The sequence below is a fragment of the Kribbella sp. WER1 genome (assembly GCF_054189145.1).
Genome location: NZ_CM135186.1, coordinates 849054 through 869499 on the forward strand (window position 1 = coordinate 849054; position 20446 = coordinate 869499).

General features: G+C 71.1%; 19 protein-coding genes. 12 read left to right on the top strand and 7 right to left on the bottom strand.

Features of this window, described 5'->3' with window-relative positions:
• Positions 1–24: 24 nt before the first annotated feature.
• Positions 25–1557: an MFS transporter gene (locus ACXJJ3_RS04260; RefSeq protein WP_458168609.1), complete on the bottom strand. Its 1533-nt coding sequence runs from the start codon at positions 1555–1557 to the stop codon at positions 25–27.
• Positions 1558–1655: 98 nt separating this feature from the next.
• Here ACXJJ3_RS04260 and ACXJJ3_RS04265 point away from each other — a divergent pair, with 98 nt between their 5' ends.
• The 5 genes from ACXJJ3_RS04265 to ACXJJ3_RS04285 all read left to right on the top strand — a co-directional run bounded on the left by ACXJJ3_RS04265 (position 1656) and on the right by ACXJJ3_RS04285 (position 8048).
• On the top strand, positions 1656–1955 hold the full coding sequence (locus ACXJJ3_RS04265; RefSeq protein WP_458168610.1) for a GNAT family N-acetyltransferase: 300 nt from the start codon (positions 1656–1658) through the stop codon (positions 1953–1955).
• Complete coding sequence (locus ACXJJ3_RS04270; RefSeq protein WP_458168611.1) at positions 1952–2482, top strand: YbaK/EbsC family protein; 531 nt, start codon at positions 1952–1954, stop codon at positions 2480–2482. Before ACXJJ3_RS04265 ends, ACXJJ3_RS04270 begins: the two co-directional genes overlap by 4 nt.
• A 40-nt stretch (positions 2483–2522) precedes the next feature.
• A complete protein-coding gene (locus ACXJJ3_RS04275; protein ID WP_458168612.1) occupies positions 2523–5291 on the top strand; it encodes a hypothetical protein in 2769 nt (922 codons plus the stop codon).
• A 21-nt stretch (positions 5292–5312) separates the two neighbouring features.
• Positions 5313–6872: a LuxR C-terminal-related transcriptional regulator gene (locus ACXJJ3_RS04280; RefSeq protein WP_458168613.1), complete on the top strand. Its 1560-nt coding sequence runs from the start codon at positions 5313–5315 to the stop codon at positions 6870–6872.
• A 102-nt stretch (positions 6873–6974) separates the two neighbouring features.
• A complete protein-coding gene (locus tag ACXJJ3_RS04285) occupies positions 6975–8048 on the top strand; it encodes a flavin-containing monooxygenase (RefSeq protein WP_458168614.1) in 1074 nt (357 codons plus the stop codon).
• Here the strand turns inward: ACXJJ3_RS04285 and ACXJJ3_RS04290 are convergent.
• Positions 8035–8469 carry an organic hydroperoxide resistance protein gene (locus tag ACXJJ3_RS04290; RefSeq protein WP_458168615.1) on the bottom strand — a complete coding sequence of 145 codons (435 nt, stop codon included), beginning with the start codon at positions 8467–8469 and terminating at the stop codon, positions 8035–8037. The genes ACXJJ3_RS04285 and ACXJJ3_RS04290 overlap by 14 nt on opposite strands.
• A 14-nt stretch (positions 8470–8483) precedes the next feature.
• A complete protein-coding gene (locus ACXJJ3_RS04295; protein WP_458168616.1) occupies positions 8484–9437 on the bottom strand; it encodes a quinone oxidoreductase family protein in 954 nt (317 codons plus the stop codon).
• A 50-nt stretch (positions 9438–9487) separates the two neighbouring features.
• Here ACXJJ3_RS04295 and ACXJJ3_RS04300 point away from each other — a divergent pair, with 50 nt between their 5' ends.
• Positions 9488–10150, top strand: coding sequence for a TetR/AcrR family transcriptional regulator (locus ACXJJ3_RS04300; RefSeq protein ID WP_458168617.1), 663 nt, complete (start codon positions 9488–9490; stop codon positions 10148–10150).
• Here ACXJJ3_RS04300 and ACXJJ3_RS04305 read toward each other — a convergent pair.
• The 4 genes from ACXJJ3_RS04305 to ACXJJ3_RS04320 all read right to left on the bottom strand — a co-directional run bounded on the left by ACXJJ3_RS04305 (position 10134) and on the right by ACXJJ3_RS04320 (position 13645).
• Entirely contained in the window at positions 10134–10880 is a 747-nt protein-coding gene (locus tag ACXJJ3_RS04305; RefSeq protein ID WP_458168618.1) for a sulfite exporter TauE/SafE family protein, read from the bottom strand. The two genes, ACXJJ3_RS04300 and ACXJJ3_RS04305, sit on opposite strands and share 17 nt — an antisense overlap.
• A gap of 119 nt (positions 10881–10999) precedes the next feature.
• A complete protein-coding gene (locus ACXJJ3_RS04310) occupies positions 11000–12190 on the bottom strand; it encodes an SPFH domain-containing protein (RefSeq protein WP_458168619.1) in 1191 nt (396 codons plus the stop codon).
• Between the two features lie 81 nt (positions 12191–12271).
• Complete coding sequence (locus tag ACXJJ3_RS04315) at positions 12272–12778, bottom strand: NfeD family protein (protein WP_458168620.1); 507 nt, start codon at positions 12776–12778, stop codon at positions 12272–12274.
• 84 nt (positions 12779–12862) lie between these two features.
• The gene (locus ACXJJ3_RS04320) at positions 12863–13645 is read right to left on the bottom strand and encodes an ABC transporter ATP-binding protein (protein ID WP_458168621.1); all 783 of its coding nucleotides are present in this window, start codon (positions 13643–13645) and stop codon (positions 12863–12865) included.
• Between the two features lie 61 nt (positions 13646–13706).
• Here ACXJJ3_RS04320 and ACXJJ3_RS04325 point away from each other — a divergent pair, with 61 nt between their 5' ends.
• The 6 genes from ACXJJ3_RS04325 (at position 13707) to ACXJJ3_RS04350 (ending at position 20443) form a co-directional block, all read left to right on the top strand.
• A complete protein-coding gene (locus tag ACXJJ3_RS04325) occupies positions 13707–14441 on the top strand; it encodes a hypothetical protein (RefSeq protein WP_458168622.1) in 735 nt (244 codons plus the stop codon).
• A gap of 266 nt (positions 14442–14707) precedes the next feature.
• Positions 14708–15925 carry a phosphoserine phosphatase SerB gene (gene serB, locus ACXJJ3_RS04330; RefSeq protein WP_458168623.1) on the top strand — a complete coding sequence of 406 codons (1218 nt, stop codon included), beginning with the start codon at positions 14708–14710 and terminating at the stop codon, positions 15923–15925.
• Positions 15926–16045: 120 nt separating this feature from the next.
• Positions 16046–16927, top strand: coding sequence for a GNAT family N-acetyltransferase (locus ACXJJ3_RS04335; RefSeq protein WP_458168624.1), 882 nt, complete (start codon positions 16046–16048; stop codon positions 16925–16927).
• Positions 16928–16993: 66 nt separating this feature from the next.
• Positions 16994–18376 carry a glycoside hydrolase family 16 protein gene (locus ACXJJ3_RS04340; RefSeq protein WP_458168625.1) on the top strand — a complete coding sequence of 461 codons (1383 nt, stop codon included), beginning with the start codon at positions 16994–16996 and terminating at the stop codon, positions 18374–18376.
• Positions 18377–18394: 18 nt separating this feature from the next.
• The gene (locus ACXJJ3_RS04345) at positions 18395–19378 is read left to right on the top strand and encodes a zinc-binding dehydrogenase (protein ID WP_458168626.1); all 984 of its coding nucleotides are present in this window, start codon (positions 18395–18397) and stop codon (positions 19376–19378) included.
• Positions 19379–19396: 18 nt separating this feature from the next.
• Positions 19397–20443 carry a cyanophycinase gene (locus tag ACXJJ3_RS04350; protein WP_458168627.1) on the top strand — a complete coding sequence of 349 codons (1047 nt, stop codon included), beginning with the start codon at positions 19397–19399 and terminating at the stop codon, positions 20441–20443.
• Positions 20444–20446: the final 3 nt, after the last annotated feature.

Consider the following 20446-nt stretch of genomic DNA (forward strand, 5'->3'; position numbering starts at 1 on the left):
CTTAGAGGGCTCTCAGACGACCTCTTAGGGTTCGGGGTCGCGCCGCCTGTCGGTGCTCGGCATCCGCGGCGTCGGGCCCTGGAACCGGGTGGCACCGCCGGTCGACGACAGCGGCGTGGCGATGTGCTCCAGCGACTTGCCCTCGGCGTCGACGCCGAAGAACCAGGCGATCAGCCCGCCGGCCAGCATCACGGCCGCGCCGACGATGTACCCGACGGTCAGCGGACCGCGCGCCGGGTGGTCGCCGGACCCGATCAGCGACGCGAACAGGAACGGCGCAATCACGCCGCCGGTCAGCTGCGAGATCGCGAAGAAGAACGAGATCGCCTGGCCGCGCAGCTCGATCGGGAAGATCTCGCTCACCGTCAGGTACGCCGACGACGCACCGGCCGACGCGAAGAAGAACACCACGCACCACAACCCGGTCAACGTCGCGGCGTTCAGTACGTCGGCGTTGAACAGCAGCGCCGTGATGAACAGGATCACCGCCGACAGCGCGTACGTGCCGAGAATCATCTTCCGGCGGCCGATCGTGTCGAACAGGTGCCCGAGCAGCAACGGCCCGGCCAGGTTGCCGATCGCGAACGGGAAGAAGTACAGCGCCACGCTGGAGTCGTTCAGGCCGAAGTACGCCTTCAGCACGAGCGCGTAGGTGAAGAAGATCGCGTTGTACAGGAATGCCTGGGTGACCATCATCGAGAAGCCGAGGAACGAGCGGCTCGGGTACTTGCCGATCATCACCCGGGCGATCTCGCGGTACGTCACCGGCGGGTAGTCGACCAGCTCGATCGCCTCGTCGTCGCGGACCTCGCGGAGTTCGCCGCCCTGCCGGCGGACGGTCGCCTCGATGTCGTCGACGGTTCGCTCGGCCTCCTCGACCCGGCCGTGCGTCATCAGCCAGCGCGGGCTCTCCGGGATGTGCCGGCGCAGGTAGATGATGAACAGCCCCAGCACCGGGCCGATCAGGAAGCACAGCCGCCAGCCCCACTCGATCGGGACGATGCTCTTGTCCAGCAGCACCAGCGCGACCACGGACCCGATGAGCGCGCCGCCCCAGTACGTGCCGTTGACGCCGATGTCGACGCGGCCGCGGTACCGGGACGGGATCAGCTCGTCGATCGCGGAGTTGATCGCGGCGTACTCACCGCCGATGCCCATACCGGCGACGAACCGGAAGAACAGCAGCGACCCGAGGCCCCAGGACAGGCCGGCCGCGCCGGAGGCGATCAGGTAGACGAGCAGCGTGACGATGAACAGGCTCCGCCGCCCGAGCCGGTCGGTGAGCCGGCCGAACAACAACGCGCCGACGACTTCGCCGGCCAGGTAGATCGACGCCATCAACCCGACCTCGGAGGTGGTCAGGTGCAGGGTCTGCGGTTCCTTCAGCACGTTGCCGACCAGCGACACGAGCTGGATCTCCAGCCCGTCCAGGATCCAGGAGACCCCGAGGCCGACGACGATCATCCAGTGGAACCGGGTCCACGGCAGCCGGTCCATCCGGGCCGGCACCAGACTCGGTATCGCCCGGCCGTGCTCCAACGCGTGCTCGTTGCTCATCTGTGCTCCTCCCGCTGCTTCCGCTGGAAAGCCCAACAGCCGGTACCCCGGTTGTGACGATGTCAAAACCGTCGGTGAGCATGGCTAGAGTTGCCGGCATGGAGAACGAGATCACCGTCGCCGACGCCAAGGAGCGCAGCCGGTACGAGGCGCACGACGCCGACGGCACCCTGATGGGCTTCGTCGACTACCGCCTGCACCCGGGCGTGATCACCTTCGTGCACGCCGAGACGCTGCCGGAGTTCCGCGGCCGCGGCGTGGCCGGCGCGATCGCCGCCCGGTCCCTCGACGACGCCCGCGCCCTCTGCCTGCAGGTGAAGCCCGCCTGCCCGTTCTACCAGAGCTACCTCGAGGATCACCCCGAGTATGCCGACCTCGTGAAGGAGACCGCGCAGTGACCGCACCCGTGATGGGCAAGCTCGACTGGAAGCCGGCCGCCGACGTGCCCGAGCTGCTCGCGGCGCCGGTGCGGGAGGCGCTCGGCGACCTGCCGGCGTATGCGGCACCGATCGACGCGGAGCTGGCCGACACGGCGGCGTTCTGCGCGGAGTACGACGTACCGATGGCTGCCTCGGCGAACTGCGTGATCATGCTCGGCAAGCGCGCCGGCGAGGAGACGCACGCCGCGGTGCTGGTGCTGGCCACCGACCGCGCCGACGTGAACGGCGTGGTCCGCAAGCACCTCGGCGTCCGGAAGATCTCGTTCGCGGCCCAGGACGACGCGGTCGGCCGCACCGCGATGGAGTACGGCGGGATCACTCCGATCGGCCTCCCCGCCGACTGGCCGGTGCTGGTCGACGAGGCGGTCGTCGCGGCCGGGCTGGTGGTGATCGGCAGCGGGATCCGCGGCTCGAAGGTGCTGATCGACGCGGCCGCACTGGCGAAGTTGCCGACCGCAACCGTCCTGGATCTGGCGCAGCACTGAAGGACGCCGGCTGGACCCGCCGTGACCTACGGTTCCCCGGATGCACAGCACGCCCGGGGTCGCCGAGCTTCCTCCGCCCGCCGACGGTCCTGACCACTTCCTGACGGCGCTGCGGAAGGCCGACTGGTCGACGTTCGATCCCGCTCGGGACCTGCCTGCGCTGCGGACCGCGCTCGCCGAGCTCCAGGTGGAGTACGGCGTGACCGACGCGCACCGGTTCGCGACCGAGCAGCTCCGGTCGGCCGGTGCGGTACTCCGCCATCCCGACGGGCATCTGGTCGAGATCGACGCGCTGGCGCTGAGCCCGTGCGGGCGATACCTCGCGGTCGGGTCGTGGTGCGGCGACGACTACGAGCGCGGCGGCGTACTGCAGGTCTGGGAGCTCTACAGCGGGCGCTGCGTGAACAAGCTGGACGGCATTCCCGGAGGCGTCGGCTGGCCCGGGTACGCGCGCAGCATCCAGTGGTCGCCGGACGGGCAGCGCGTCGCGGTGGCGTTCAACACGAACATGGTCGGCCTGTGGGACCCGTTCGGATCCCACGGCACGGACCCGATCGGCGATGTGTCGGTGACGGACGGCGGATCGCGGCCGCCGGACTTCGCGTTCGCGCCGGACGGGCGGCATGCGTACATCGGGATGCGGGCGCCGCGCGAGGTCCACGGCTGCATCGCCCCGCTCGACCGCAGGAGCTTCTTCTACAACGCGTACGACGAGGACGGCCCGCAGCCGGCCTGGCTGGCCGAGTCGCTGCCGCCGGCCGTGAAGGCCCGCCTCGGCGAGGACGAACTGTTCTTCGAGCAGGTCTTCTGGTCCCGCGACGGATCGCGGATCTACGGGTACAGCCGGCGCAAGTGGGCGGCGTCGATCGACGTCCGCAGCGGCCAGGTCGTGTGGCTCGAAGGCGCCGAGACGCACGGCCAGGCCCCGGCCTGGACCCTGGACGAGCGCATGCTCGCGGTACATCTGGACGGGCGGCTACTGATCGCCGACGCCCTGACCGGTGCGCTGCTGGCCGAACTCCCCGGCCTGCCGGGAGCCCAACTGTGCTGGGGACCCGGTGGCCGGCTGGCGGTGGTCGTGACCGAGCACCACTTCCCGCGCGTGGTCGTGCACGACCCGGACGGCCGCAGCCATCACCTGCGCGTGGCGCCGGCGGAAGCGGACTGGGAACTGCCCGACGTCACCACCTGGTCCTGGTCGCCGGACGGCAAGTTCGCCGCTTGCCTCACCACGGACGGGCAGCTGGAGATCTGGGCGCCGGGCGAATACCCGGAGGCTGTCGAGGTCTTCGACGTACCCGAGGAGACCACCGGGGTGATCTGGGGCGCCGACGAGGTGATCGTCGCGGCCGGCCGGAAGACGCTGCGCTTCGTCGAGTCCGGTACCGGCGACGTGCTCGGCGACTTCCGCTTCCTCCAGGAGCCGTACGCCGAACGTCCGCTCGACCTCGACGGTGACGACATCGGCCTCGACCTCGAGGACGAGGAGCACGGCGATCCGTCGTTCGTACTCGACGAGGACACCTGGGCGGCGGCGTTCGCGCCGGGGCTGGTGATCGCCCCCGACGGCCGGCGCGACGACCTGGACGAAATGCTCTCCTGGGTGGTCGATCGGCGGTACTCGTGGCCGACGTGGTGGGGCGACCTGGAGATCGTCCCGGATGCGGCGACCGCGGCCGCGCGCCTCGGAGCGCCGTACGACGACTACCTGCAGCCGTTCGTCGACGCGCCCGAGCCGGCGCCCGCGGAGACCTGGCCGCCGCCGAACACGGCGACCGTCGAAGACCTGTTCCTGGTGGCGCTCCGGTCGGTCGAGCCGCTGTACGAGGGCTGGGACCACCACGTCTCCGAGAACCTCCGGCATGCTGCCCGGTTGCGGGCCCGGCGCGGCGAGGTACAGGGCGCGCTGGACCTGCTGGCCGCCGTACCGACCCCGTCCGAGCGGCTCCGGGGAACGGCCGACGTCGCGCTGATCCTGGCCGCCTCCGGCCGGTACGACGACGCGCGGGCCGTGTTCACGATCACCGACGCCGAGATCGACGCCGTCCTCGACGACTACACCGTGCCGTTCCTCGCGGCGTCGCTCGGCGGTGCGTACACCGCGCTCGGCGACACCGCCCGGGGTGACGCCTGGTTCGCCCGCGCCCGGGCCGCGATCGAGCCGGAGAACAATCCGGGTGAGCATCGCCTGGCCGTCGCGTGGGCGCTCGTCGAGTGCGGCCGCGTCGAGGAAGCCCGCACCGTCTGGCAGGGCGCGACCACGACCCCGTCGACGTTCTACAGCACGCCGTTCCTCGCGTACCTGGTACGGACCGGACGGGACGACCTCGCCCGGGAAGTGCTCGCCCTCAAGGCGACCTCGGCGACCGACTACGTCTCGTACGCCGAGGACGGCACCCAGACGTACCTCGGGCACTTGGACCAGGGCTGGTTCGACGGGTGGGACGGTGTGGAGGCGCTCGCGGCGCTGCGGCGTCCGGACCTGATCCGGGACTGGGCGCGCGTCTTCGGCGACGGGTATGCGTACGAGGAACTGCTCGCGAAGGCTGCGGCCGGCCGGACTCCGCGGCCGACGCCGGCGGACATCTCCGGACTGGTGGACGAGTACGGAACGCTCCGGAAGACGCCCCGCGCCGGCCGCGAGCATCCGACGCAGCTACTGATCCGGCAGGCCGCCGAATGTCATCACCTCGGCGCGGTGCTGGACCTGATCCAGGCGTTGCCCGAGGACGACTTCAACGGCCGCCCCACCTCGGCGTTCCGGGCGCTCTGGATCACGGCGACCGGAGCAGACGTCGAACCGTGGTGACCGCGAGTAGATTCTGATCCGATGGAGCAGCACGACTGGCCGGCCGAATACGCCGAACTGACGGCGTCCGACCGGCACGTCCCGCTGGCTCCCGCGGACCTCGACCGGCTCGCGGTCGCGGCGTTCGTCCTCGGCCACGACGACGAGGTCGCCCGCTGCCGGGAGCGTGCGTACGAGGGTCATCTGGCGGCCGGCGACCGGCGGCGCGCGGCCCGGACCGCCTTCTGGCTCGGCTTCCATTTGCAGAACCGCGGAGAGGTCGCGCACGCCGTGGGCTGGCGGGCGCGGATCGAGCGGCAGGTCGCCGACGACAGCGCGGAGTTCGCCGCGATGCGGCTGCAGGCGGACGCGGCCGCGCTGATGATGGCCGGCGACGCGGCCGCCGCGCTGCCGATGTTCGAGCAGTCGTCCGGGCTGTCCGCCGATCCGGAGCTGCTGGTGCTCGCGACGCTCGGTCGCGGCCGCTGCCTGGTGATGACCGGCCGTAGCGCCGAAGCGCTCGCCGCCCTCGACGAGGCGATGGTGCACGTGACCGGCGGCCGGATCGGTCCGGAGGTCTCGGGCCTCGCGTACTGCGCGGTCATCGACATCAGCATGCAGATGTACGACGTTCGCCGGGCGCAGGAGTGGACGCGCGCGCTGACCGGCTGGTGCGACGCGCAGTCCGGGCTGGTGCCGTACCGGGGCGCGTGTCTGGTGCACCGGGCCGAGATCCTCCAGCTGCGGGGCGCGTGGGCCGAGGCGGCCGGTGCGGCCGAAGATGCCTGCCGTCGACTGGCCGAAACGCAGGTGGGCGCTCTCGGCGGCGCCTGGTACCGGCTGGCCGAGGTGGAGCGGCAGCGCGGCCGGTACGCCGCTGCGGAACGGGCCTACCAGCAGGCCGCTGCCCACGGCGCCGAGGTACAGCCCGGGTTCGCCAGACTCCGGGCGGCGCAGGGCAACCAGGCCGCCGCCCGCGCCGGGCTGGAGCGAGCCCTGGCCGAACACCCGCAGACCCGCCCGGACCTGCTGGCGGCGCGGGTGGACCTGGCGATCGACGCTTCCGACTATGCGACCGCCCGCGCGGCGGCGACCGAACTCGGGACGCTGGCCGGCAACGACTCGCCGTACCTGCAAGCCGTCGCGGCGTACGCCGAGGGCGCGGTGCTGATCGCGTGCGGCGACCCGCGCCAGGCGATCCCGCCGCTGCGCCGCGCGTGGTCGCTGTGGCAGCAGTTGGAGACGCCGTACGAGGCCGCCCGCACGCGACTCCTGGTGGCGCGGGCCTGCCGGGCGCTCGGCGACGGCGATGCCGCGCAGATGGAGCTCGACAGCGCCCGGGCCGTGTTCGAGCGGCTCGGCGCGGTCGCGGACCTGGCCGCGCTCGACGACCCCCGCCGGGCCGGCGGGCTCAGCCCGCGGGAGCTGGAGGTACTGCGGTTGCTCGCCACCGGCGCCACCAACCGCGGCGTCGCCGACCAGCTGTTCCTCAGCGAGCGGACGGTCGCTCGGCACGTGTCGAACATCTTCGGGAAGCTCGGGGTGTCCAGCCGCGCGGCCGCGACGGCGTACGCCTATTCGCACGGGCTGATGGCTGGGTAGAAATGCCCATACCGCCGCGCCGGTGATGGCGTGGCCGGTCGATGCCGCGGCCGGGTCCGCAGTCCTACGTTGCTGGACAAGCGACGTACCGAGGGGGCTGTGATGGACAGGTTCGGGACTGTGGTGATCGGCGGCGGGCAGGCCGGTCTGGTGATGGGGTACTACCTGCGCCGGCTGGGCGAGAGCTTCGTGATCCTCGAGGCCGACGGGCGGATCGGCGACTCGTGGCGACGGCGGTACGACTCGCTGCGGCTGTTCAGCCGGCCGCGGTACGCGAGCCTGCCGGGGCTGCCGATCCCGGTGCGCGACTGCCCGACCCGCGACGAGATGGCCGACTATCTCGAGCGGTACGCGGCGCACTTCGAGCTGCCGGTGCAGACCGGCGTACGGGTGCTGCGGGTGTCGCGGGACGCGCAGCGCTTCCTCGTCGACACGGACGCCGGCGAGTACTTCGCCGACCGGGTCGTCGTCGCCTCGGGAGCACATGTCGTACCGCGACGGCCGGCGTTCGCGGCCGAGCTCGACCCGTCGATCCGCCAGCTGCATTCGCTGGAGTACCGCAGTCCCGACCAGCTCGCGGACGGCGAGGTCCTGGTCGTTGGCGCGGCCAACTCCGGCACCGACATCGCGCTGGAGGCGGTCAAGACGCATCCGACCCGGCTCGCCGGCCGGCACCCGGGGCAGGTCCCGGTCGACATCGACACCCGCGTCGGACACCTCACCACGCCGATCGTGATGTTCGTCTTCAAGCATGTGCTGACCCGGCGTACGCCGATGGGCCGCAAGGTGATGGCCTCGCTGCAGGGACACGGGATCGGCCTGGTCCGCAACAAGATCGAGCAGGTCGAGGCCGCGGGTGTCGTCCGGCACGGGCGGATCGATTCGGTCCGCGACGGCTACCCGGTGACCGCCGACGGCCGGGTGCTGACCGACGTACGGACGGTCGTGTGGTGCACCGGATCCGGGCCGGACCACAGCTGGCTGGACCTGCCCGCGACGTCGCACACCCGCGGTGTCTCGGACGACGATCCGCGGGTGATGTACCTCGGCACGGAGTTCCAGTTCGCGCTCGCGTCGGCGACGATCCAGGGGCTGGACCGGGACGCGCGGTACCTGGTCCGGCAGATCCGGGACCGCCGCGGCGCAGCGGTCCCGGTGGGGGTCACGCGACCTTGAGGTCGACCTTCAGGTTGCCGCGGGTGGCGTTCGAGTACGGGCAGACCTGGTGCGCCTGGGCGACCAGATCCTCGGCGGCCGCGCGGTCCGCGACACCCGGCAGGCTGACCACCAGCGCGACCTCGAGGCCGTACCCGGCGCCGCCGTTGATCGGGCCGATGCCGACCTCGGCGGTGACCGTCGAGCCCTCGACATCCAGCCGGGCGCGGCGGGCGACCACCTTCAGCGCGCTGTGGAAGCAGGCCGCGTACCCGGCCGCGAACAGCTGCTCCGGGTTCGTGCCGTTGCCGGTGCCGCCCATCTCGACCGGCGGCGCGACAGTGACGTCGAGCTTGCCGTCGTCGGTCGCGACCTTGCCGTCCCGGCCGCCGTCCGCGGTGGCCTTGGCGGTGTACAGAACCTTCTCGACAGCGATCGTCATAGCTGGTTTCTCCTTCAGCGGGTGGGGTCGAGCAGGAGCTTGCCCACGGTACGGCGGGCACGCATGTCTTCATGAGCAGTGGCCACGTCGGACAGCGCGTACTCGCCGCCGACGATCGGGCGCAGGATGCCGCGGGCCGTCAGGTCGAACAGTTCGGCCAGCGGGCCGCCGAGCAGTTGCGGGTTCGCGAAGCAGTCGGCCAGCCAGAAGCCGGCGATCGTCTTCGAGCCCTTCATCAACCGGCTCGGGTCGATCGGCGCGGCCTGCTGCCGGGACGCGGCCCCGAACGTGACCAGCCGGCCGAACCGGCCCAGCGCCGCGAACGACTCGTCGAACGTCGGACCGCCGACCATCTCCAGCACGATGTCGACCGGCTTCCCGCCGTTCGCCTCGAGGATCCGGTCCTTCAGGCCCTCCGGCGTACCGTCGATCGCGGCGTCGGCGCCGAGCTCCAGCACCTGCTTCCGCTTCTCCTCCGACGACGCGGTCGCGATCACGCGCCCGGCGCCCCAGTGCTTCGCGAGCTGCACGGCGAGCGAGCCGACACCGCCCGCACCGGCGTGCACGAGGACCGACTCCCCCGGCTGTAGGTGCGTGGACGTCTTCAGCAGGTGCCACGCGGTCGTGCCTTGCAGCACGAGCGCGAGCGCCTGACCGTCGGTCACACCCTCCGGCACGTCCCACGAGTACGGAGCGGCCGCGACGGCCTGCTCTGCGTACCCGCCCGAACCGACCAGCGCGACGACCCGGCGACCGTCCGCCGTCCGGCCGACGACCTCGCCGCCGGGGATCAGCGGGAGCTCGGTCTTCGACAGATAACTGTTCTCGACCTGGTGGGTGTCCGCGTAGTTGATGCCCGCGCGGTCGACCGTGATCAGCACCTGGCCGCCGCCGGCGACCGGCTCCGGGACATCGCTGATCTTCAGGACCTCGGGTCCGCCGAACTCGGTGATCTGAATAGCTCGCATACACCGTACTATACACTGTACGTTAGGAACGTCGAAGGGAGCTTGGTCACATGGCGCGGACGCCGCGGAACACGCTGAGCGCGGACCTGATCGTGCGGACGGCGCTCAAGCTGATGGAGGCCAAGGGCGCGGACGCGTTCAGCCTGCGCGGAGTCGCGGCCGAGCTGGGCGTCGGCCCGATGGCGCTCTACACCTACTTCCGGAACAAGGACGAGCTGTACGACGCCGTTCGCGACCACCTGATGTCGTTGCTGCCCGCCGTACCGGTGGACGTGCCCTGGCCGGACCAGGTGCGGTCGGTGTGCCGGTCGCTGCGGCTGCTGATGCTCCAACATCCTTGCCTCGCGCAACTACTCGCGGGGCGGCCGCTGACCGGGCACGAGACGGCGCGGGTCGCCGAGGGGCTGCTCGGCGTACTGCGGTCCGCCGGGTTCGAGCCGGAGACGGCGGCGCGGACGCATACGACGCTGTTCACGTACGTGCTCGGGTCGACGTCGTGGGAGATCCAGATGGCCGCGGAACGCCGGGATCCGGAGGCGTGGCGGCGGCTGCGGGCGTCGATGGAGTCGCTGTCGGCGCGCGAGTTCCCGTCGGTCGTCGAGCTGGCGCCGGAGCTGGCCCGGACGACGGGCGGCGACGAGCAGTTCGACTACGGCTTGGACCTGTTGCTGGCCGGGCTCGCCCAGCAGACCAACGTCAGAACAGCATCGTGACGATCGCGATCGCGCCGATGCAGACGATCAGCGCCCGCAAGGCGATCGGAGGCAGCCGGCGGCCGTAGCGGGCGCCGACGAAGCCGCCGATCGTGGAACCGACCGCGATCAGGACCGCGACCAGCCAGTCGATGTCGTGCACGATCACGAACAGGATCGCGGCGACCGTGTTCACGGCCGTCGCGAGGACGTTCTTCAACCCGTTCATCCGCTGCAGGTTCGAGTCCAGGCCGAGGCCGAGGACGGCCATCAGCAGCACGCCCTGCGCGGCACCGAAGTACCCGCCGTAGACACCGGTCGCGAAGACCGCCGGGATCACCCACCAGGCGCCGCGATGCTGGTGCGACGGCGCGCTGATCCACTTCGACAGCCACGGCTGGAACGCGACCAGCAGACACCCCAGCAGGATCAGCACCGGTACGACGGCGTGGAACGCGGAGTCCGGCGTGGTGAGCAGCAGCACTCCCCCGAGGATCCCGCCGATCACCGACGCGGGGACCAGGCGCAGCATCCGGCCACGCTGCCCTTCGAGCTCCCGGCGGTACCCGATCGCGCCGGCCGCCGCACCGGGCGCCAGGCCGACCGTGTTGCTGACGTTCGCCAGCACCGGCGGGATGCCGACGGCCAGCAGGGCGGGGAACGTGAGCAGCGTGCCCGACCCCACCACGGCGTTGATCGTTCCCGCGCCCATCCCCGCCAGCAGGACGAACACCGCCTCGTACCATGTCATCGCTAAGAGACTTTACGCACCTGTCCCGGCACCCGCAGATCTGTCCGGCGGTTGAACAGGCAAGAACCCTCCCGGACCGTGCACTTCAGGTCCAGGAGGGTTCTCGACGGTGTCGTTCGTCAGCGCTGCGGCGGTTCCTGCGCCGGCGGCTGCGCGGCCGGCGGCTGCTGGTCCGGCGTCGCCGTCGGAGTCGGCGGCGGGACAGCCGGCATCGTCGGCGCGGACTGGCTGCGGCTGCTCACGGCCGCGGACTCGGCGGCCGCGATCGCCTCCCGGACGGCGTTGTCGGCCTCGGCGACGGCAGAACCGCCGGCACCCGAACCGGCCGCGGCCGTGTCGAGCTCCGGGACCTGCCCGTTGTCGAGCTGCGGCGCCTCCCAGTTGCCCTCGGCCTGCTGGGCGATCCCGGCCACCTGGCCGACCGCGGAACCGAGACCCTTGAGGGCGTCGCCGATCTCGCTCGGCACGATCCACAGCTTGTTCGCGTCGCCCTGGGCGATCGACGGCAGCATCTGCAGGTACTGGTACGCGAGCAGACCCTGGTCCGGCTTGCCGGCGTGGATCGCGTTGAAGACCGTCGTGATGGCCTGCGCCTCACCTTGGGCCTTCAGGATCCGGGCCTGCCGCTCGGCCTCGGCGCGCAGGATCCGGGACTGCTTGTCACCTTCGGCGGTCAGGATCGCGGACTGCTTCTGACCTTCGGCCGAGAGGACCGCGGACTGCCGCATACCTTCCGCGGTGAGGATCGCGGCGCGCTTGTCGCGGTCCGCACGCATCTGCTTCTCCATCGAGTCCTGGATCGACGGCGGCGGGTCGATCGACCGGAGCTCGACCCGGTTCACCCGGATGCCCCACTTGCCGGTCGCCTCGTCGAGGACGTACCGCAGCTTCTCGTTGATCTCCTCGCGGGAGGTCAGCGTCTGCTCCAGGTCCATGCCACCGATGATGTTCCGCAGCGTGGTCATGGTCAGCTGCTCGATGGCCTGGATGTAGTTGGAGATCTCGTACGTCGCCCGCACCGGGTCGTTGACCTGGAAATAGATGACGGAGTCGATCGACACCATCAGGTTGTCCTCGGTGATGACGCCCTGCGGCGGGAACGCGACCACCTGCTCGCGCATGTCGATGGTGTAGCGGACCTTGTCGACGAACGGGGTCAGCAGGTTCAGGCCCGGCTGCAGGCCGGTCTTGAACTTGCCGAACCGTTCGACGATGCCGACGGTCTGCTGCTGCACCACCCGGACGGATTTCACCAAGGTCACGATCACCACCAGGGCGACCAGTGCCAGGACTATGAGGAACGCGGTCACTCGACCCTCCACTCGAACGCTCGGACGGACAATCTGCCGCCGTACCTCCGACACTACTGCGAGTAGGGGACCACTCAACGCTCAGGACTGCGGCGGGTCCTGCGGTTTCGGGCTCTCCACCTGCGGCAACGGCTCGCTGACCGGATACACGACCGCGGTCGCGCCGTCGATCGACATCACCTCGACCCGGGTACCGGGCGCGATCGTCGAGATCTCGTCGTACGGACGGGCCGTCCACAGCTCGCCGCCGAGCCGGATCGAACCGCCGCCGTCCGGGTGGATCTCCTTCACCACCGTGCCGGTGCGGCCGATCACATGCGCCGAACCGGTCTTCAGCTCCTGCCCGTGATGGATCTTGCGGACGATCATCGGGCGGATCGCACCGAGCATCGCGGCCGCGGTGATCAGGCCGATGACGATCTGCAGCCAGAGCAGCCCCGGGAAGAACGCGGCCACCCCCGCGGCGGTCAGTGCACCGGCGGCCAGCATCAGCAACGTGAAGTCGAGCGACGCCAACTCGGCCAGACCGAGGACGGCGGCGATCGTCAACCACGCCGCCCACATGTTGTCCCGCAGCCAATCCATCATTTCCCAAGCCTATCCAGGTCGGGGGTTTCCGGCAGGGGTTGGACGCGTCACACGCGCTGCCGGATCCGGATCAGAGCGCCCGGATCAGAGCGCACGGGCCGTGTACCGGCCGTCCTCCTGCTTCAGCGTCAGCGCCAGGTCGAAGGTGTCGCTGAGGTTCTCCGCGGTCAGCGCCTGGTCCATCGGACCGGCCGCCACGATCCTGCCCTGCTTGAGCAGCAGCGCGTGTGTGAAGCCCGGCGGGATCTCCTCGACGTGGTGCGTGACCAGCACCATCGCGGGCGCACCGGAGGCGGTCGCGATCGAGCTCAGCGAATGGACCAACTGTTCGCGACCCGTAAGGTCCAGGCCGGCCGCGGGCTCGTCCATCAGCATCAGCTCGGGGTCGGTCATCAGCGCGCGGGCGATCTGCACGCGCTTGCGTTCCCCCTCGGACAGCGTGCCGAACGTGCGGTCCGCCAGGTGCGCGATCCCGAGCTCGGCCAGCAGTGCGCCGGCGCGCTCGTGGTCGAGCTCGTCGTACTCCTCGATCCAGCGGCCGAGGACCGCGTACGACGCCGAGACGACGACGTCGGACACCCGCTCGCTCTTCGGCAGCCGGTCCGCGAGCGCAGCGCTGGTGAGCCCGATCCGCGGCCGCAACTCGAACACGTCGACCGCACCGAGCACCTCGCCGAGCAGTCCGACGACACCGGACGTCGGGTGCACCTGAGCGGCCAGGATCTGCAGCAGCGTGGTCTTGCCGGCGCCGTTCGGCCCGATCACCACCCACCGGTCGGCCTCGTCGATCGTCCAGTCGATCCCGTCGAGCAGACGCGCGTCCCCACGAACGACCGACACCCCGGCCAGCTCCACCACTGCAGTCATGCACAAAACCTAAGGGGTCGCCGTTTTCGGTGTGCTGGTGGGTGGTGGGACACTTACGGGCGTGCTGACCACCTCCGCCTCGGTCCGGTTCACCGTCTGGACGAACGCGATGCTGACCGGCGCCTGCGATCCCGACACCGCCGCGCACCAGATCCTCGGCGACGACGTCGGCCATCACGTCGCAGGCCTCGCCGGGCATCCGGAGCCGACCACGTTGCCGGTCGCGCTGAACCTGTTGCGGGCCGCCGGTACGACGCAGGCGCATCTCGCGCTGCCCGTCCCGGGCGATCCGATCGGGCTGGCCGGGCCGCCCGCGTTCAACGAGGCGGCGCTGGAGACCGGGGAGGCCGTCGTACTCACGGGGCCGGAGATCGGGCTGGTGCCGGCGTACGTCGGGCCGGCCGTGCAGTGGTCGGTGCTGCCGGCGGCTCCGCCGATCGCGGCCGACTTCGGTGAGGCGGACCGCGGGTTGCGGATGGCGCTGATCGACGCCGCCGAGTCGCTGGCGGCACTCGAGGTCGCGAAGTGGAAGCCGGAGGTCGCCGACGCCTTGATCGACATCCGCAAGATCGGCCGCGGCACCGGCGACGACCTGGCCCCCGGCTACGCCCCCCGAGCAGTCAAGACCGCCGCCACCGCCCGCCGATGCCTCGCCATCGCCGACGCCGCCCTCGAAGACGACGGAGCCGCCCTCACCGGCACCGAGGCCGACGCCCGCCGCCAAGCCCTCCTAGAACTAGCAGCAGCCGCCCGCCGAGCCCTGGTAGCAGCCTGCGCGCCACCCACCCACCCCTAACCGCATCTCCCCCACACCCGCACGAGGCGCCCCCCACCCACACCCGCACGAGGTGCGTCCCACCCACACCCGCACGAGGCGCCTCCCACGCACAACCCGCGCGAAGCGCCTCCCACGCACAACCCGCGCGAAGCGCCTCCCACGCACAACCCGCGCGAAGCGCGGTGTCTTTCTAGCTCCGCAGCCCGCGCGAAGCGCGGTTTGTTTGCTTGAGATCTGGACCGGGAGTTGGACTGTCATCTCATTTAGGTAGCGTTTGCCGCGAGATGACTGGACTGGGTGCGGTGGAGACGGCGTCGGCCGAGCGGCCGACGTTGTTGGTGACGTTGACGGGGACGGACCGGCCGGGGCTGACGTCCGCGGTGCTGTCCACGCTTGCGACGCGCGGGCTCGAGGTGATCGACGCCGAGCAGGTCGTACTGCGGGGCCGGCTGGTGCTCGGCGTACTGCTGTCGGCGCCGCGTGACCACAAGGACCTCAAGGAAGAGCTGAAGGCGCTCGCGAACGTCCTCGACGTCGACATCTCGGTGAAGAAGGGCGTCGGCGACAACGAGCCGCGCCGCAAGGGCCGCAGTCAGGTGACCGTGATCGGGCACCCGCTGACCGCGTCGGGGCTCGCCGCGGTGGCCGGCCGGATCGCCGACACCGGCGCGAACATCGACCGGATCAGCCGGATGGCGCGCTACCCGGTGACCGCGATGGAGATCGCCGTCTCCGGTGTCGAACCCGAGGCGCTGCGCACGGTGCTCGCCCAGGAAGGCGTCCGGCAGGGCCTCGACATCGCCGTCCAGGACGGCGGCCTGTACCGCCGGGCGAAACGCCTGATCGTGATGGACGTCGACTCGACCCTCATCCAGGGCGAGGTCATCGAGATGCTCGCCGCGCACGCCGGCCGGCTGGAGGAGGTGGCCGCGGTCACCGAGAAGGCGATGCGCGGCGAACTGGACTTCGCCGACTCGCTCCGGCACCGGGTGGCCGCCCTCGAAGGCCTGCCGGTCGCGGCCCTCGACGAGGTGTACGCCGCGATCGAACTCGCCCCCGGCGCCCGCACCCTGGTCCGGACACTCAAGCGGCTCGGCTACCAGTTCGCGATCGTCAGCGGCGGGTTCAGCCAGATCACCGGCCGGCTCGCCGCGGAGCTCGGCATCGACTACGCGAAGGCGAACGAGCTGGAGCTTGCCGACGGCAAGCTCACCGGCCGGGTGGTCGGGGAGATCGTCGACCGCCCGGGCAAGGCGACGGCGCTCCGCGAGTTCGCGGCCCGCTCCGGTACGCCGCTCAGCCAGACGGTCGCGATCGGTGACGGCGCCAACGATCTCGACATGCTCGCCGCGGCCGGCCTGGGCGTCGCGTTCAACGCCAAGCCCGTGGTCCGCGCCGCCGCCGACACCCACCTCAGCGTCCCGTACCTGGACACGATCCTGTACCTGCTCGGCATCACCCGCGAGGAAGTCGAAAACGCGGACGCCGACAACCCGGCCTAGGGCGTGCCTGGTAATTCCGCGCCGTCGCGAGGAGGTGCCCGGTGCGGCGAGATGCCGTGCCGAGTGCCCCGCAGTAGGCGGGGAATTGCCAGGCACGCCCTGGCTGGCAGGATCCGGGGTATGGAGTTCACGATCCGCCCCGCGACGCTCGACGACGCGCCGGCGATTCACGCGATCATCGCCGCCAACGAGCAGGCCTGGCACGGACAGGTCGAGGCGGGGCCGGACCGTGTCGCCGCCGACCTGCAGCGGCCGCTGATCACGCTCGACCTCGACACCCGCGTCGTCGCGACGCCCGACGGTGAACTGGTCGCCTGGGCCTGGGTGCACGGCGGGCGCCGCTCCCAGGTCGACGTGCATCCGTCGTACGTCGGCCGCGGTCTCGGCACCGAGCTGCTCGACTGGGCCGAGAACCGGGCGCGCGAGCACGAGAGCGACTGGCTCGCGCAGACGGTCGACGACGCGGACACGGCCGGTACGGCGTTGCTCCGGTCGCGCGGGTACGAAGTTCTCGCGACCAACTGGTTGCTCGAACGGCCCGTCGACGGCGAGGCGCCGACGATCCCGGACGGCGTGACGGTCCGGCCGTTCGCGCCGGGTGACGAGCGGGCGGCGCACAAAGTGGTGCAGGACGCCTTCGACGAGTGGCAGCCGCGCCGGCACGGGTACGAGGAGTGGGCCGGAACGAGCATCGAGCGGTCGAGCTTCGACCCGGCGCTGTCGCCGGTCGCGGTCGCGGACGGCGAGATCGTCGGCGTCGTGATCGGCCTGGAACTCCCGGACTCCCCCGACGGGTACGTCGACCAGGTCGCCGTCCGGAAGGACTTCCGCGGCCGCGGCATCGCCCGCACGCTGCTGACCGTCGCCGCGCAGGAGGCCGGGCGCCGAGGCAAGCAGACGCTGACGTTGTGGACGCATTCGGGCACCGGCGCGCTGGCGATGTACCAGCGGCTCGGCATGTCGGTGCGGCGCAGTACGACGGTCTACCGCACGCAGCTGTGACGAGCTGTTGACACCGGGCGATGAGAGCGCTCCCATAGACCTCATCCACCGCCCCTGGAGGTCGACATGCGGATCCGCCCCCTCGCACTCGCCCTGATCGTCCCGCTCCTCGCCGCCGCAGGCCTCGGCACCGGAGGCCTCACCACCGCAGGCCTCGGCGTCGCCGCCGAGGCCACTGTGCCGGCACCGCCGGCCGGCTGGTCGACGGTCTGGAGCGACGACTTCGACGGCCCGAGCGGCAGCCTGCCGTCGAGCACGAACTGGATCATCGACACCGGCCACGGCTACCCGGGCGGCCCCGGGAACTGGGGTACGGGCGAGGTCCAGAACTACACGAACAGCCCGGACAACCTGTCGCTCGACGGCAGCGGCAACCTCAAGATCACCCCGCGCCGGGACGCGGCCGGCAACTGGACGTCCGGCCGGATCGAGTCCCAGCGCGCGAACTTCAAGCCGCCGGCCGGAGGGGTGCTGGCGATCGAGAGCCGGATCCAGATGCCGAACGTCACCGGCGACGCGGCGCTCGGGTACTGGCCCGCGTTCTGGGCGCTCGGCTCGCCGTACCGCGGGAACTACTGGAACTGGCCGGGCATCGGCGAGTTCGACATCATGGAGAACGTCAACGGCATCAACTCGGTCTGGGGCGTGCTGCACTGCGGCGTCAACCCGGGCGGCGCCTGCAACGAGACCACCGGCCTCGGCGCGAACCGCGCCTGCCCCGGGTCGACCTGCCAGTCCGCCTTCCACACGTACCGTTTCGAGTGGGACACGTCCGTCTCACCGAACCAGCTCAGGTGGTACGTCGACGGGCAGCAGTTCCACTCGCTCAGCCAGAGCCAGTTCCCGACCGACACGTGGTCGAACATGACGTCGCACGCCGGGTACTTCGTCCTCCTGAACCTCGCGATCGGCGGCGCGTTCCCGGACGCGCTCAACGGCCCGACGCCGCGCGCCTCCACGGTCCCCGGCAAGCCAATGGTCGTCGACTACGTCGCGGTCTCGACGAAGGGCGGCGGTACGACGACTCCCCCGCCGAGCGCGTCGGCGTACAGCACGCTGCAGGCGGAGTCGTACGGCCAGCAGTCGGGCGTCGGCGTCGAGACCACCACCGACACCGGCGGCGGCCAGAACCTGATGCAGGTCGGCAACGGCGACTGGGCCCTGTACCGCGGCATCGACTTCGGCAGCACGCCCGCGACCCAGTTCGTCGCCCGGGTGGCCTCCGGCGCGGCCGCCGGGGTCAGCGGCCTGGTCGAAGTACGGCTGGACAGCAGATCGAATCCCCCGATCGGCAGCTTCGCGATCGCCAACACCGGCGGCTGGCAGTCCTGGCGGACCGTCCCCGCGAACATCTCCGCGGTCACCGGCACCCACGACGTCTACCTCACCTTCACCAGCGGCCAGCCCGCCGACTTCGTCAACCTGAACTGGTTCACGTTCGGCCACTGACCGACGTACCGTCGAGAAATGCAGGCGCTCACCCGGAGCGGATCGACCGTCGTACTGCGCGAGGTACCGGACCCGGTCCCGCTGTCCCACGAGGCGATCGTCCGGGTGAACACCTTCGCCGTCACGCACCGCGACGTCCTCGACCTCGCCGGCGCCTGGCCGACCGCCGGCATCGCGGAAGAGAACGTCCCCGAAGGCGCGGTCCCCGGCCGCGACTTCGCCGGCACGCTGAAGCAGTACCCGGCCGTCGTCAACCCGACAGCCACGATGGGAGCCGTCCTTGGCGCTCGCGTCGTCGGCATCCTGCCGCGCGGCGCGTGGGCCGAGTACGTCGCCGTCCCGTACACCCGCCTCGCCGGCCTGCCGGACACCGTCGGCGACGTCTTCGGCTCGACCCTGCCAACGCCCGGCCTGGCCGCGCTCCGTGCCCTCGAACTCGGGGGTTTCCTGCTCGGCAAGGAAGTCCTCGTGACCGGCGCACGCGGCGCCGTCGGCCGCCTCGCCTGCCAGTTGGCCAACCTCGCGGGTGCGCATGTGCGGGCGTTCGTACGTCCCGGCGAGCGGAAGCGGCATCCGCTCGCTCCTGTCCCCGGCGCGGAGATCGTCAGCGACAGTCTGGGCAGCCGGCCCGATCTCATCATCGACACCGTCGGCGGCGAGGTCCTCGGCGAGGCGATCGAGACGCTGGAGCCGGGCGGGCTGCTGGTCGCCGTCGCGACGCCTGCAAGGGATCAGCGGATCAGCTTCCGGACCTGGCGGCGGGATCGGTCCGCGGGTGCGCGGATCGTGTTTCTCGACGACTTCGACGAGGTCACCGCGCACGACACGCTGCATGCGGATCTCGTGCGGCTGGTGCGGCTTGTGTCGGAGACCAAGCTCGATCTCGGAGTCGAGGTAGAGCGGCCGTGGCAGGACGCGGCGGAGGTGCTGGACGGGGTGCGGGAGCGGCGGATCCGGGGGCGCGCGGTGCTGCGGGTGCAAATGCGGTCCGAGAGGGTATGAGCACCTACCATTCCGCTTATGTCTGAACTGCAGGGTGGGCCGGGTGCCCTGTTCGCGATCGGTGGCGCCGAGGACAAGCTGAAGAAGCGGACGGTGCTGCAGGAGTTCGTCGAGGCTGCCGGTGGGGCCAAGGCGCGGATCGTCGTGGTGCCTACGGCGTCCGCGCTCGGGCCGGACGTGATCGACGTGTACCGCGCGCTGTTCGCCGCGCTCGGCGCCGAGAGCGTGGTCGGCGTCCGGCCGGAGAACCGGGAGGACGCCGACGATCCGGCGTTCATCGCGCCGTTGAACGACGCGACCGGGATCTTCATGACCGGCGGCAACCAGCTCAAGCTCGCGGGGGTCGTCACGGGTACGGCGTTCGGCCGGGCGGTGACGGCTGCGCACGCGCGCGGGGCCGCGGTCGGTGGTACGTCGGCGGGCGCGAGCATCCTGGCCGAGCACATGATCGCGTTCGGGCGTTCCGGTGCGACCCCGCGGCAGCGGATGAGTCAGCTGTCCGGCGGGCTCGGTCTGGTGCAGGGCGCGATCGTCGACCAGCACTTTGCCCAGCGGAACCGGTACGGCCGGCTGCTGTCCCTGGTGGCGCAGTCCCCGGGGCTGCTCGGGATCGGCGTCGACGAGGACACCGCGGCGGTCGTCCGCGGCACCCACCTGGAGGTCGTCGGCCGCGGCGCCGTGACGATCTTCGACGGCACCCGGATCACCTCGAACGCGCACAACGCCAAGCGTTCCGAGCCGATCCTCGCGTCCGGCGTCGTCCTGCACGTGCTGCCGGCGACGGCGACGTTCGACCTGCAGAACCGGGTGCTGCTGTCGTACGGCCCGCAGCCGCCGGCCGCGGAGATCGCCGAGATGGCGGCCGCCGAGGCGGATCTGCGCAAGCTCGCGAAAGAGATTGCGGCGGAGGGCGTCTCCCCGCGGTACTACGCCGAACGCAAGCGGCGGGCGGGGCGCCGTACCAAGGCTGCTGCGGCCGCCGGGGAGTCCAGACCGGAGGCGACCGAGCCGATCAAGGCCGGCGCCGACCACGAGCTCCCCGACCGCAAGCAACCAGAACAGTGACGC